Here is a 13,938-nt window from a genome sequence, read left to right as displayed (position 1 = left end):
TATGACATTTGAAGAAAAATTACAGGCATACGCAGAACTTGCAGTAAAAGTTGGAGTAAACATTCAACCAGGTCAATATTTGTTAGTCAACACATCAGTTGATGCTTTAGATTTTGCTCGTTTGGTCGTTAAAGAGGCGTATAAGGCTGGCGCTGGACGTGTCCATGTTAATTTTTCAGATGATGAAATGGATCGTGCCTATTTTGAACATGCCTCTGATGAAGAATTTAACCGTTTCCCTGAATGGATCGTACGAATGCGTGATGAACTCATTGAACGTAAAGGGGCATTACTATGGATTGATGCCGCAGATCCTGATAAATTAACAGGAATTTCGGCTGATCGATTAGCTACTCATCAAAAGGTATCAGGAGCGGCATTGAAAAACTATCGAAATGCGGTTATGAAGGATTTGATTGCTTGGTCAATTATTGCAGTCCCTTCGTCAAAGTGGGCGGCAAAGGTATTCCCTCAATTGACAGCCGAGGAGCAAGTGCCTGCTTTATGGGACGCTATCTTTAAAACAGTTCATATCGGAGAAGGAAATGCAGTTGACAATTGGCATCAGCATGTAACGAATTTAGAATCTCGTGCTGAACTTTTAAATAATAAAAAGTATGCGAAGCTACACTATACTGCTCCAGGAACAGATTTAACAATTGCTTTAGCTCCACAGCATAAATGGCTAACTGGTGGCAGTAAAACGCCTGAAGGCAATGTTTTTATTGCCAATATGCCAACAGAAGAAGTGTATACACTTCCAATGAAGCAAGGTGTAGACGGTTATGTTAGTAATTCAAAGCCTTTAGTATATCAAGGCAATATCATTGATGGCTTTACATTAACATTTAAAGAAGGAAAAATTATAAAGGCAGAAGCTGAAGTAGGTCAAGATTTATTACAAGAGCTTATTCAAGTAGATGAAGGTTCAAGTTATTTAGGTGAAGTAGCCCTTGTTCCGCATGAATCACCCATTTCAGCATCAGAGATTTTATACTTTAATACATTATTCGATGAAAATGCTTCAAACCATTTAGCCATTGGGGAAGCATACCCGACTTGCTTAGAGGGCGGTAGAGACTTAGAAAACGGTCAATTAGAAGCATTAGGTGCAAATATTTCTGTCACACATGAAGACTTTATGATTGGGAATGGTGAAATGGACATTGACGGTATTTTGCCTGATGGAACAGTAGAGCCGATATTCCGCAAAGGTAGCTGGGCTTTCTAACTTTAGTTCCAATCGAGAATGGGGGAGAGCAGATGAAGCACTTAGGTAGTTTAATCGGGATGATTATTTTAGTAATGACATGCTGGGGTTCATCTGCTTTTGCTCAAACCGAAAGCTATGTAGTAATTGGGGATTCCCTAGCTGCTGGTCAAACCCCTTTTCAACAAATTGATGCTGGATATAGTGATTTAATTGCTATGAGATTACAGTCTATGGATCAATTAAAATTCTATACAAAGGAACTAGCTTTTCCAGGCTTTACAACAGCTAATGTATTAGAAAGCATTAAAACTGAGGAAGCAAGAGATTTATTAGCCAATGCCACCTTAGTTACTGTTTCGGCAGGTGCCAATGATTTATTAAGCCTTGTCCGGCTAAATCCAACGGCTGGAACATTAACTTTTTCTCAACTTCAAGCAGATTACGCCTTAAATATAGTGAGAAAAAATATGGTAGCTATATTAGATGAATTGGGAGAACTTGCGCCAAAGGCTCAGGTATATGTTGTCGGCTATTATTTTGCCTATCCAGCTGTTCATCTCACTCAAAAAGAAGGAACAAATGCACAGCTTGTAAAGTTAAATACGATTTTACAGCAACAGGCAGAGCTAGCCGGAGCTGTTTATGTAAATGTGTATGACAGCTTTGGGTTAAATGCCACTAACTACTTACCAAACTATGCAGATGTTCATCCAAATATGGAAGGCTATCGCCAAATGGCCAATGCATTTTTAAAGGCATATAGTGGTAGTGATGCCCTAAATATTGCTTCATCACAATTACCACAACCGAATCCTCTGTCATTTGAGGAAATTTTAAAAGAGCGAGCTTCTACACAGCCTAAACAACAAAAGGTGACATCCTCCCAGTCTGTTGAAAACGTACGTTCCATTCAGGGATTTCACGGCTATACAGCTTTTATGGGGAAGTTGGAAAAGAAATAAATAATAATGAGTAAAGGCATCTTAGAGGATGCTTTTTTTTGTGTGTACTAAATTCCCCAAACAAAGGAAAAAACAATCCGTTACAAGCCATGATAAAATAGTAAAAGGACAGGAGGTACAGGAATGAAAATATTTCATACAGCAGATTGGCATTTAGGAAAGCTCGTTCAAGGGGTCTATATGACAGAGGACCAACAATATATCTTACAACAATTTATACAAGCTATTGATGAAGAAAAGCCAGATGTAATTATTATAGCAGGTGATCTATACGATCGTTCCATGCCCCCTATTGAGGCAGTGAATTTACTAAATGATATATTAGCAAAAATAGTTTTAGAGAAGAAGATTCCTGTTTTAGCCGTTTCAGGGAATCATGACAGTGCAGGCCGATTAAACTTTGGTAGTCGTTTGATGCGTGATAGTGGTTTATATATTAAGGGGCAGTTTACGAAAGATCATGCACCTATTATTATCAATGATCCATATGGAGAGGTGCATTTTCATCTTGTACCATTTGCAGAGCCTGCCACTATTCGCAGTATTTTTGAAGAGGAGTCCATTCGTTCTCACCATGATGCGATGCAGAAAATTATTGAACATATAACAGAAGGTATGGATACAAATAAACGCAATATATTTGTTGGACATGCCTTTGTGACCAAATACGGTGAGGAAGAAGCCAATACTAGTGACTCAGAGCGTCCGCTTTCTATTGGGGGTTCAGATTGTGTGAATGCTGCTTTATTTAAACCATTTCATTATACAGCACTCGGACATTTACATAAGGCACATTTTGTCTTAAATGAAACAATTCGCTATGCTGGTTCACCATTAAAATACTCGTTGTCTGAGCATCTACATGAAAAAGGCTTTTTAATCGTCGATCTAGATGAGCAAGGAAATAGTACTGTAACTAAAAGAAAGTTCATGCCAAGACGAGATTTACGTGTAGTGGAAGGACAGTTGGAGGATTTATTAATGCTTCCACCAAGTGATGATTATGTATTTGTTCGATTGACGGATGCTACGTCCGTGTCTTCGCCAATGGAACGTATTCGTACCGTTTTTCCTCATGCTATGCATGTTGAACGTAAAATTTTACGACAAGAGAAACCAAGTGAGCTTCAAGTAGTAGAAGCAGAAAAGCTAGAAGATATCGATCTATTCCGCTCTTTCTTTACAGATATAATTGGGATACAACCAGATGAAGATACCGAGCGTCTGTTTACGGAAATGCTACAGGAATTATTAGATAAGGAGCGAGAAACAGTAAAATGAAGCCATTAAAGTTAACGATTACGGCATTCGGTCCTTATAAAAATACGGAAATAATTGATTTTGAACAGTTAGGAGAACATCGTTTGTTCGCTATCTCTGGCAAAACCGGTGCAGGGAAAACGACGATTTTTGATGCGATTTGTTATGCACTTTATGGGTCAGGCAGTGGTGAGGATCGTCAGGATACGGCTTTACTGCGAAGTGGCTTTGCTGATGATGATGTATATACAGCAGTAGAACTTATTTTTGAAATGCATGGAAGAGTCTATCAGATTTTACGTCAGCCTGGGCATATAAAGGAAAAAAATAAAACAGCTACTGGTAAAAAGGTGGAGTTAGCGGAAGTAAAAGAGGGAAAGCTCGATTATAACATTGTTGAAAAGCAGCAAACACTGGAAGTCGATAAAAAGATTCAGGATATTATTGGTCTGACAAAGGATCAATTTAGCCAAATTGTGATGCTACCTCAAGGTGAATTCCGCAAATTATTAACGTCGGATTCTACAAACAAAGAGGTCATATTACGAAAAATCTTCAAAACAGATCGCTTTGGTGTTATGACAAAACTGCTTGATGCGAAACGAAAAGAAGCAGAAAGTGATCTTGAACGTGCCAAGCAATTAAAAGAACATCTACTTGGTCAAATTGTTGGTGCACTTCCACATCGTTCCTCTCCTTTGTTCACACAGATTGCTGATAATACTGAAAATATGTTTCAGCTAAAGCAAGCATTGGAAGAGGAGCTTACCTATTATAGAAAATGCTTTGAAGATGAACAGCGCCAGTATGAGGAAGCCTATAATCATCATCAAAAAGAACAGGAGTTTTACCGTTTAGCTAAAACGCTTAATGAACAATTTGAGGAGCAGTCCAAACGACAAGAACGACTAGAACTGCTATTAAATGAGCAAGACAACTACCGTGCAAAGGAACGGGAGATAGCTTTAGCAGAACAAGCGGAGCGTTTACTACTACTGGAGCAACAATGCTTGGATTTACGAGCGGAACAAAATTTAAAAGAACAAGCCTATCAGCAAGCCAACAGTAGTCAATTAAAAACCAAGGAGCTTTTACAAAGAGCTCAAGAAAAATATGAAGCGGAAGAGGCAAAAGAGTCAGAACGGCAACAGCTTTTGCAGCAGGAAATGCAGCTCCAAGCATTGCTTCCTAAGTTCGAGGCTTATGACAGCAATATACAGCAACTGCAAATTGCTGAGCAATATGTTGAAACGGCTAAACAAGGGGCAGCGGATAACCTAGCGCTAATCAGTAAAGAAAGCGCGCAATTAGAGGCGCTTTCACAATCAATTGAGCACTTTGAAAAACAATTGGAACCATATGAGGGTTATTTAGAGCAACTACCAAAACTGCGGGAGCAAGTAGCTTTGCTCATGCAGGTGGAGAAATATACAAAAGCAGTAGAGATAGCGAAACAAGATGTTATCGCTACTAAGGCTCATTATCAGGACAGTAGACAGGAGCTTCAACAATTAGAGCAACGCTGGCTGACAAGCCAAGCAAGCATTTTAGCTCAGCAGCTTAAAGAAGGGCAACCTTGTCCGGTTTGTGGGAGTACGACTCATCAACAAACACATAGTGAGCAATTGGAAATTGTTGAGCTTGCTCAGGTGGAAACGTTAAGGAGAAAAGCCTCTTCAGACGAGCGTTTGTATTTGGAAAAAGAGGCATTTTTAACATCCGCACAACAGCTTCAGCAAGAGGCACTGACACAATTAGAAGCATACGCAATGAAGCAACAGGATCAAGCACAAATTATAGCTTCCTTAGAAAAAATGGAACAAGAGATTACTAGCTTAAAGATGATCAATCAACAGTTAGCTCAAACAAGGATTAACCAGAAGAAACAGCGTTTAGCAATAGAGCATTTGCAACATAAACAAGTCAAACTTGAGGAATATTTAACTGAGCAGATGAAGGGTTGGACAAGACTGCAAGCAATTGTAGAAGAACAGCATAAGCAAATGCCAACAACTATTCCAACTTTACAGCAATTAAAACAAACACTTACCGATGTTAGTAAGCAAAAAATGGATTTACAAAAATTATGGCAGGAAAGCCAGCATGATTTACATGCCGCGAAGGAAGCTGCCAGTAATGCTAAACTAGCTGTGGAAATCGCCAAACAGAATTTTGAAGAATTAAAGCTCAAAATGAATGACAAGCGTGAGCAGTTTTCAATAAGCATGCAGGAAGCAGGCTTTGTGAACTATGAAGACTATGCCACTGCGAAAAGAAGTACCACTCAATTAGAGGAACTTCGGAAGGCATGCAATGACTACACGTTACATGTTCATACGTTACAAATTCAAATTTCAGAAGGAGAAAAACATCTTCAAGGGAAAGAGAAGCAAGATTTAGCCCTGATGGAGGCAACTGTGGAAAATCTTCGAATCGCCTATGAGGATGCCTTTAAACAACTTCAACAAATAGATGGATTCGCGAAATCATGTCAAAGCTTCATCACCAAAGTAGAAGAAATAGAGAGAGAGCTTCGTTTACTTGAGAGTGAGGCAGGTCGAGTGAAGGAGCTGTATGGCTTATTAAATGGGCAAAATTCGAAAAAACTGTCCTTTGAACGATATATTCAAATTAATTATTTAGATCAAATTACAGAGGCAGCCAATATTCGTCTTTATCATTTATCTAATGGTCAATTTGAGCTTAGACGTTCAGACAGGCTTGAAAAGCATGCCAAGCAAAGTGGACTTGGGCTTGATGTATATGATGCTTACACAGATCAATTACGAGATGTTAAAACGCTATCCGGTGGTGAAAAGTTCAATGCATCATTAAGCCTTGCTCTAGGAATGGCAGATGTTATTCAAAGCTTCCAAGGCAATATTCATATTGAAACGATGTTTATTGATGAGGGCTTTGGCTCGCTCGATGAAGAATCATTAAATAAAGCAATAGACACATTAATCGATTTACAAGATTCTGGACGAATGATTGGTGTCATCTCTCATGTGCCTGAATTAAAATCAGCGATGCCAGCCGTTTTACATGTCGAAAAAACATTGAATGGACATAGTCAAACACATTTTGAAATAAAATAAAGGAAGGTGTATTTCCGGTTTAAGGAAATACGCCCTCCTTTTATTTTTTTCGAGAACTGACTGTAGAAGTTGTCCCTTTTTTTGCTGCCATCACTTTTTTTACGATTGGTATAACAATAGGCGCTAATTTAACAGCGGTTTTCACTACTTTTGATACTTTCATCAAAAACACAGCTCCTTTTTAAATACTTCTACCTGTTTATTTTAAAAATGAAACATTAGCGGATAACTCGAACGGCTTGAATAATATTCCATATAACAATGCCGAGCGAGACAATCCCGTAAATGGCGAACGAAATGAACCAAATGATCATGACTGTACTATTACTTGACGTGGGGTCTAAACTAAATGTAGAAAAGACAAAGACAATGAAAAATAAGATCCCAAATACAAAAGGAATTAGATGGGACACTAATGCGCGAATAGAATGTCTTTTGATGTCAGCATCTTTCGTAACGAAGTAAACAATTAATGGTACGATGAAAGGAGCAAAGAAAATACTGAGATAACTAAAGGCAGATAAAATTTTTTGGTTCTCCATAGTTGTACCTCCTTTTTTAATATTTACGCATGGAAAACAGTAAAGTTTCAAAAATTAAGTATGGAAGAGGTTGTAATCATTCCGTGCTTTGCGTACAATGAAAGTGTTCAAATTAAATTCAGATGTAACGACCACAAGGGGAGCTGATGATGTCAGCTGAGACTGGGCACGTAATGCCTTGACTCTTTGAACCTGTAAGCTAACACTTGCGTAGGGATGTGGATAGAAACCGACACTTTTACGATGTGAGGCTCTGTCCTGACATCGTTTTTTCATTCTTAAGAATAAAAAGGTGTCAGAGAGAATCAAATCAGCGCATTTCTATTCCTGCTCTTGTATCCTACATCGGAACAAAGGAGAGAATATGTATGGACAAAAAAAGACTATTAATGCTAGTGGAGATTGCAATATTTGCAGCGATTGGCCTTGTGCTTGATCAGGTCTCTTTTAAAGTATGGGCACAAGGTGGCTCTGTTAGTCTTGTGATGGTACCAATTATGCTAATTGCATTTCGCTGGGGTCTAGTAGCTGGCCTAACAACAGGCTTGCTTGTAGGTGTGATGCAAACCATGTTTGGAGCTTATATTGTACACTGGCTTCAAGGTTTATTAGATTACGGTGTTGCTTTCACAGTTGTAGGGTTAGCAGCCATTGTACGCAGACCTTTACTGGAAGCAGCAAGTCAACTAAACAAAACAAAAATGGCACTTTATATTATTGTAGGTACGGTATTCGCAGGCTTCTTGCGATATGCAGCACACACTACTGCTGGCGCGGTATTTTTTGCAGAGTATGCCGGCGATCAAAATGCGTGGATCTACTCGATTATTTATAATGGTACCTATATGCTGCCTGCAACAGTATTAACAGCCATTGTGGGAGCGTTATTATTCACAGCGGCTCCACAGCTAATGCAACGTAAAGCATAATGCCAACCCCTTCATATTGGTGAAGGGGGTTTTTTATGTAGTCGTAAGAGAATAGCACTTGTAGCACTTTGCCAAGAAGGCAGGCATACAATATTTAAAGCGTTTAGCGTTATACGCGTAAGAAGTTATGTTATATTAAAGAGTAGATATTAGATGAAAGGGACGTTATACATGATTGTAAAAACGCAAGAAGAAATTGAAGCTTTTAAAAAAATTGGACGCATTTGTGCAGAGATTCGTGAAGCGATGAAGGCTGCTACAAAACCAGGTGTCACAACACTTGAACTAGATGAAATTGCTGGTCGAATGTTTGCTGAGGCAGGTGCCATTTCAGGACCAAAAGGAGAATATGACTTCCCGGGATATACTTGTATTAGTGTCAACGAGGAAGTAGCACATGGTATCCCAGGTAAACGTGTTATTCAAGAGGGAGATATCGTCAATATCGATGTTTCAGGCTCTTTAGATGGCTACTTTGCCGACACGGGTATTTCATTTGTAGTTGGTGATGGCTATGAAGACAAAGAAAAACTATGTCGTGTTGCCAAAGATGCTTTTGATCGTGCTATGACAAAGGTAAAGGCTGGCTCTAAATTAAATCAAATCGGTAAAGCTGTAGAGCGCGAAGCGAATGCTAATGGCTTAACAGTGATTATGAATTTAACAGGCCATGGTTTAGGTCGCTCTTTACATGATGAGCCCAATCACATTTTAAATTATTACGATGCATGGGACTCTACGATTATGAAAGAGGGCATGGTTCTGGCAGTTGAGCCCTTTATCTCAGCAAAAGCAGAGCATATTGTAGAAGCTGGTGATGGTTGGACATTCATTACACCTGATAAGTCTCTTGTTGCTCAAATTGAACATTCAGTTATTGTTACAAAAGATAAACCAATTATCCTTACTTCATTAGACGAAGAATAGGAGCACATAAAAAATCCTGCACACCAAATTATTTTTGGTAGGCAGGATTTTTTTTAATGAATAAAATACCAACTAAGAGTACACCACATAAAAATAACGCAGCTGTTGTTACGAGTAGCTCATCAAAACCATTATGTAAAGCGATTCCTATATAAGCCCATATAAAAACACTTGGATACATGATATCAAAGTGATGAAAGCGGATATGTAGCGCAATGGCTCCACCTAATGTCAGTAAAATAACTGCCCAAAGAGGAGTACTTAGACCAAAACCGTTCCAACCATAAGCTGTTAACGTAAAGCTAATATTTGTGATGAAAATAAATGTCATCCATGCAAAATAAATGGCGAAAGGAATACGACCCGACAGTGATTTGTCATGAAGTGGATACGTATTGTACAACATAAATAAATACAAGACTAAGAGTAAGGTAATGCCGAGAGAAACAATAAATAATTCATGATGCCATACGTATATCGTTAATGCTTGTAAAATATTTATGCAACTAAAGAGCGCAGACTGTTTCATAGATGTCTTTTTGATGTTCATCACTAACCAATAACCGATCAATAAATAAATGACAATCCAAATTATATGACTTCCATCAACAGGTGCAAATACCACCGAAAAACGATTAGAAATTTCTAAAAAAGATTGACCGTTAAGTTTCATGAAAAAGGATGAAAAGGTTAGGATGAGTGAGACAATATAAGAAATTGTCATCAATAAAAACCGAGGCATGCTTTCCTCTCCCTTCGTGTTAGATTGTATAGGGAAAAGACAAATAAGTATAGTACCGTCACTCAATTTATTATAACGGAAATTTCCATCAATGTATCGTGTTGTTTTGCTAATACTATCTACAATTTACCATCTCAATAGGCATCCATTTATTTCTTTAGTACAATAAGAATATATCCAGATTAAAGGAGTGAAGCTTTATGACGCAAAACATAAAAAATTTAGACCTATCTATTGAACTAGATAAAAAGATGTATAAAAAGAAATTACAAGTACTCCAATATGAAATGTTAAATGCCCAACAATTTTTATTGAAAAATAAAATAGGTTTAATTTTAGTGTTTGAAGGTATGGATGCAGCTGGTAAAGGAGGAGCGATAAAACGTTTAATTGAACGTGTCGATCCACGTGGCTATGTCGTCCATCCAATTTCAGCTCCACAGCCACATGAATTACGCTATAACTATTTACAACGATTCTGGAGAAAGCTACCTCAGCACGGGCAAATCGCTGTCTTCGATCGTTCATGGTATGGTCGTGTATTAGTAGAACGAATAGAAGGATTCGCGACGAAGGAGGAATGGACTCGTGCTTATGAGGAAATTAATAATTTTGAAAAGATTTTAACTGCCGGTGACTACATAATTATTAAATTCTGGCTTCATGTTTCAGATGAAGAGCAATTAAAACGTTTTAAGGAACGAGAACAAAATCCATACAAATCTTGGAAGCTGACAGACGAAGATTGGCGTAATCGAGAAAAGTCACCGCAATATGTGGAGGCTGCCAATGAAATGTTTGAAAAGACCGATAAGAAAAATGCTCCTTGGGTTTTAGTAGCTGGAAACGATAAAAAATATGCGCGTGTGCAGGTGCTACAAGAAACGCTTGCACATATTGAACGAGAGGCGCTGAAACGTGGACTTCATTTAACTAATGTATTAGACAAGGCGCATTTAGAGAATGCTGAGTCATCTAGCCTGGACATATTACATGAGAAAAAGAAGTAAAAAATAAAATGTGAATGATGGTGCTATGACATGAAGACATGAGCTGTTTTAGTTGTAGCAGCATCTTTTTTTACATACAATAAGGTAAAACTAGGGGTAACTCCCTTCATTTCCGATGGTTGAGAAGGTAGTATAAATTTTTATCGATATTGATTGGAAGGCTAGTGTGGAGAAATGGTGCTTAAAATTTGGAATTTATTAAGAAAAAAGGGTGGGAATGTGGTAACAATAAAGGGGGAAAAATGCTACATCCGCACATTCCAAGAAAATGATGCACGAAGTTTAACAGGTCTCGTAAGCCGCAATAAATACTTTTGGTCAACATATGAGCCTTTACAAAGACCTGAATACTATACAATCGACGCGCAATATAAAAAAATTCAAGAAAGTTTATATTTAATGGATTCAAAGCGAGAATTTACTTTTGGTATTTTTGAGCATGGTACTAATAATCTAATAGGACATATTGCACTATATGCTGTCAAACGATTACCCTATTCAAGTGCATTTGTGGGATATGCTATGGATGAAATTTACGTAGGTAAGGGAATTGTCACTGAGGCAGTGAACATGGTAGTTCGATTTGCATTCGATCAAATAGGGCTACATCGTGTAGAGGCATATGTATCAACCCAAAATAATCCCTCTATGCGTGTCTTAGAGAAGGCGGGCTTTCAGCAGGAAGGTCTTTTAAGAAAGCTTTTGTATATAAATGGTCAATGGGTCGATCATTATATGTATGCCCGTTTAGAGGATGAATAAATAAACAAGTGCCTTTCTATTCGATGGAAAGGCACTTGTTTATTGTTTTACTATAAATCAAGTTAGAATAACTATTGTTGGTTACCGTTTTCAATTAAATCTAGATGGCCTGTATTTGGGTCAATAATTAAACCATGTACAGGAACGTCTTTTACCATTAATGGGTGATTTCGAATCGTGTCGACACTTTTCTTAACACTTGTCGCTACATCACCAAAACCACGTAAAAATTCTTTTAAATCAAAACCAGAATACTCCAGCATTTTGATGGTTTCTGGATGAATACCTCTTTTAACCATTTCACTTAACATAGCATCAGGATCAACTGCGCTCATACCACAGTCATAATGTCCAACTACGTAAACTTCATCGGCTTGTAGGCCATAAACAGCAACTAATAAACTACGCATTACAGCACCGAAAGGATGGCTTACTAAAGCACCGGCACTTTTCACAATTTTTACATCGCCATTACGGAGATTCATCGCTTTTGGTAAAAGCTCTACAAGACGAGTATCCATACAAGATAAAACAACAATACGTTTATCAGGATATTTTGTAGTGATGAATGGTTCATATTTTTTCTCTTGTACAAACTCTTTGTTAAACTCTAAAATATCATGTAACATTGTCATGAAAATTGCTCCCTTCCTTACAAAAAATATTTTAGAGCAAAACTTTCATTATGCAAACAATAAAGACTTTATTCAGACAATTTTTACAATAAAGAAGCAAACTTCATACACTTTAACAGATGAAAAATGTTGAAACTATAAAAAAACAGCTACCTTAACAGTAGCTGTTTTTTTACATTAAAATTTTTCGCTTGGCTTTGGATCTACAGTTACTGAAGACTTGCTATCTAAACCAACTTGTAGGTAGTGGATGAAGAATCCAGTTGAAATTAATAAAACTGCTGAAAATCCAAGAACAGTTGTAATGAACATTTTTAGAGCTCCTCTCTACTTAAATGATCTACTAATTACCCTAAACTAATTATACAATAGGATACTAGGAAAATCTAAGGATAATTTATGACATCCATAACATACTAGCCTAGAATACTATTAGTAAGAATGGATTATTTAGAATGCCCAATTTCCATCACGGAATATTGGGTCTTTTTGATTATCATGGGTAATGCCATCAATATTCATTTTATTGGAGCCAATCATAAAGTCTACATGTGTCAAACTTTGGTTAATGCCATGAGCTGCTAACTCATCCGAAGTCATTTCTTTACCACCTTCAATACAAAATGCATAAGCACTACCAATGGCTAAATGATTAGAGGCATTTTCATCAAATAATGTATTGTAGAATAATAAATTCGATTGTGAAATAGGGGATTGATGAGGCACTAATGCTATTTCACCAAGATAATGTGCCCCCTCATCTGTTTCAATCAGAGAAGCTAAAATTTCTTGACCTTCCTCAGCTTGTACTTCAATAATACGGCCATCTTTAAACGTTAATGTGAAATTATTAATAATATTACCGCCATAGCTTAACGGTTTCGTGCTGGATACGAACCCATTCACACCAGTTTTTAACGGTGCAGTAAAAATTTCTTCCGTAGGCATATTCGCCATAAATGTTTGACCTTGTACGTTGGCACTACTACCGCCTGTCCAAATGTGATGTGCAGGTAGCTCGATTGTTAAATCTGTGCCTGGAGCCGTATAATGAAGGGACTTATACTGTTTGCTGTTTAAATAATCGGCTTTGTCGTGTAGCTCCTTATCGTGAGCTAACCAAGCCTCCACAGAATGTTCAAGATCAATACGTGTCGCCGCAAAGATAGCTTCCCATAGGGCATCCATTTGTTGATCCTCTGGTAAATCAGGAAACACCTTTGCTGCCCACGCTTTGGATGGAGCGGCAATAACTGACCAACTAAATTTATCAGATTGTAACATTTGATAATAGTTCGCTAATGCTTGACCAGAAGCTTTTTGGAACGCCATTATTCTGTCTCGTTCAATGCCCTTCAGTAAATCTGGGTTTTGTGAACTAATGCTTAGGAAAGCTGCACCATTTTCAGCCAGCCATTCGCGTTCTTGAACTTTCCACGGTGGAAAGAAATCAAATGAGTCTTTCGGTGCTCCTTCATAGCGAGCACGAACAAGTTCGTCATCAGACAAATCGACAAATACCTGTTTTGCACCATTTTCATAGGCGATTTTGGTAATAATTTGAGCTAATTTTAAGTTATCAGTCGAACAGCTTATATAAAGATATTGATCTTTTTGGATATTTACTCCTACTTTTACCGCTAATTCGGCATATTTTAGTAATTTTGTGTTAAATGATAATAACAAATTCATATCCCCTTTCGAAATAAGACAGTTTAGTGTAATATTCTTAATTCAATATAATCAAAAATGGTCGAAATGTGAATAAAAAGCATTAATTACATCGAAAAATATTTAAAATACATTTATACTAGCATTATATATTTAAAATATGGAAAAACAGACGAAATTAAGAGTA

Annotated in this window: 14 protein-coding genes and 1 riboswitch; of the genes, 8 read left to right on the top strand and 6 right to left on the bottom strand. The window is 37.5% G+C overall.

What is annotated here, in order from left to right:
* The first annotated feature begins 1 nt into the window (after position 1).
* The 4 genes from AC07YC_RS21055 to AC07YC_RS21040 all read left to right on the top strand — a co-directional run bounded on the left by AC07YC_RS21055 (position 2) and on the right by AC07YC_RS21040 (position 6,533).
* On the top strand, positions 2-1,231 hold the full coding sequence (locus tag AC07YC_RS21055) for an aminopeptidase (protein WP_336636897.1): 1,230 nt from the start codon (positions 2-4) through the stop codon (positions 1,229-1,231).
* Between the two features lie 32 nt (positions 1,232-1,263).
* Positions 1,264-2,175 carry an SGNH/GDSL hydrolase family protein gene (locus AC07YC_RS21050; RefSeq protein ID WP_336636896.1) on the top strand — a complete coding sequence of 304 codons (912 nt, stop codon included), beginning with the start codon at positions 1,264-1,266 and terminating at the stop codon, positions 2,173-2,175.
* Positions 2,176-2,298: 123 nt separating this feature from the next.
* Positions 2,299-3,456, top strand: a complete 1,158-nt coding sequence (locus AC07YC_RS21045) for an exonuclease SbcCD subunit D (protein ID WP_494920349.1) — start codon at positions 2,299-2,301, stop codon at positions 3,454-3,456.
* Positions 3,453-6,533: an AAA family ATPase gene (locus AC07YC_RS21040; RefSeq protein WP_494920348.1), complete on the top strand. Its 3,081-nt coding sequence runs from the start codon at positions 3,453-3,455 to the stop codon at positions 6,531-6,533. The genes AC07YC_RS21045 and AC07YC_RS21040 overlap by 4 nt, the downstream gene beginning before the upstream one ends.
* Before the next feature lie 40 nt (positions 6,534-6,573).
* Here the strand turns inward: AC07YC_RS21040 and yxzF are convergent, their stop codons facing one another.
* Both yxzF and AC07YC_RS21030 read right to left on the bottom strand, forming a co-directional pair.
* Positions 6,574-6,696, bottom strand: coding sequence for a small protein YxzF (gene yxzF, locus AC07YC_RS21035; protein ID WP_008173566.1), 123 nt, complete (start codon positions 6,694-6,696; stop codon positions 6,574-6,576).
* 55 nt (positions 6,697-6,751) lie between these two features.
* Positions 6,752-7,075, bottom strand: coding sequence for a magnetosome magnetite crystal formation protein family (locus AC07YC_RS21030; protein ID WP_008173564.1), 324 nt, complete (start codon positions 7,073-7,075; stop codon positions 6,752-6,754).
* A gap of 126 nt (positions 7,076-7,201) precedes the next feature.
* A riboswitch (TPP riboswitch) is annotated at positions 7,202-7,309 on the top strand.
* Between the two features lie 134 nt (positions 7,310-7,443).
* Here AC07YC_RS21030 and thiT point away from each other — a divergent pair.
* Both thiT and map read left to right on the top strand, forming a co-directional pair.
* Positions 7,444-8,004, top strand: a complete 561-nt coding sequence (gene thiT / locus AC07YC_RS21025; RefSeq protein WP_069482685.1) for an energy-coupled thiamine transporter ThiT — start codon at positions 7,444-7,446, stop codon at positions 8,002-8,004.
* A gap of 171 nt (positions 8,005-8,175) precedes the next feature.
* Positions 8,176-8,931 (top strand): type I methionyl aminopeptidase, encoded by a 756-nt coding sequence (map, locus tag AC07YC_RS21020; protein WP_036127365.1) that lies wholly within the window; start codon positions 8,176-8,178, stop codon positions 8,929-8,931.
* A gap of 28 nt (positions 8,932-8,959) precedes the next feature.
* Here map and AC07YC_RS21015 read toward each other — a convergent pair whose 3' ends face one another.
* Positions 8,960-9,655, bottom strand: coding sequence for a TspO-related membrane protein (locus AC07YC_RS21015; RefSeq protein ID WP_396631916.1), 696 nt, complete (start codon positions 9,653-9,655; stop codon positions 8,960-8,962).
* A gap of 218 nt (positions 9,656-9,873) precedes the next feature.
* Between AC07YC_RS21015 and AC07YC_RS21010 the strand changes: the two genes are divergently transcribed.
* Together AC07YC_RS21010 and AC07YC_RS21005 are read left to right on the top strand one after the other, a co-directional pair.
* A complete protein-coding gene (locus AC07YC_RS21010) occupies positions 9,874-10,683 on the top strand; it encodes a polyphosphate kinase 2 family protein (RefSeq protein WP_336636892.1) in 810 nt (269 codons plus the stop codon).
* 174 nt (positions 10,684-10,857) lie between these two features.
* Complete coding sequence (locus AC07YC_RS21005; RefSeq protein WP_008173553.1) at positions 10,858-11,445, top strand: GNAT family N-acetyltransferase; 588 nt, start codon at positions 10,858-10,860, stop codon at positions 11,443-11,445.
* A 71-nt stretch (positions 11,446-11,516) separates the two neighbouring features.
* On the opposite strand, the gene AC07YC_RS21000 is transcribed toward AC07YC_RS21005, so the two are convergent.
* The 3 genes from AC07YC_RS21000 to AC07YC_RS20990 form a co-directional block, all read right to left on the bottom strand.
* Positions 11,517-12,080, bottom strand: coding sequence for a beta-class carbonic anhydrase (locus tag AC07YC_RS21000; protein ID WP_336636891.1), 564 nt, complete (start codon positions 12,078-12,080; stop codon positions 11,517-11,519).
* A gap of 177 nt (positions 12,081-12,257) precedes the next feature.
* Positions 12,258-12,392, bottom strand: a complete 135-nt coding sequence (locus AC07YC_RS20995; protein ID WP_255250397.1) for a hypothetical protein — start codon at positions 12,390-12,392, stop codon at positions 12,258-12,260.
* 138 nt (positions 12,393-12,530) lie between these two features.
* A complete protein-coding gene (locus AC07YC_RS20990; RefSeq protein ID WP_494920347.1) occupies positions 12,531-13,772 on the bottom strand; it encodes an aminopeptidase in 1,242 nt (413 codons plus the stop codon).
* Positions 13,773-13,938: the final 166 nt, after the last annotated feature.

The sequence above is a fragment of the Lysinibacillus sp. GW247-5R2A genome, from assembly GCF_059424475.1.
Note: the sequence above shows the minus strand (reverse complement) of the source record. Positions and strands in the feature narration are given on the sequence as shown.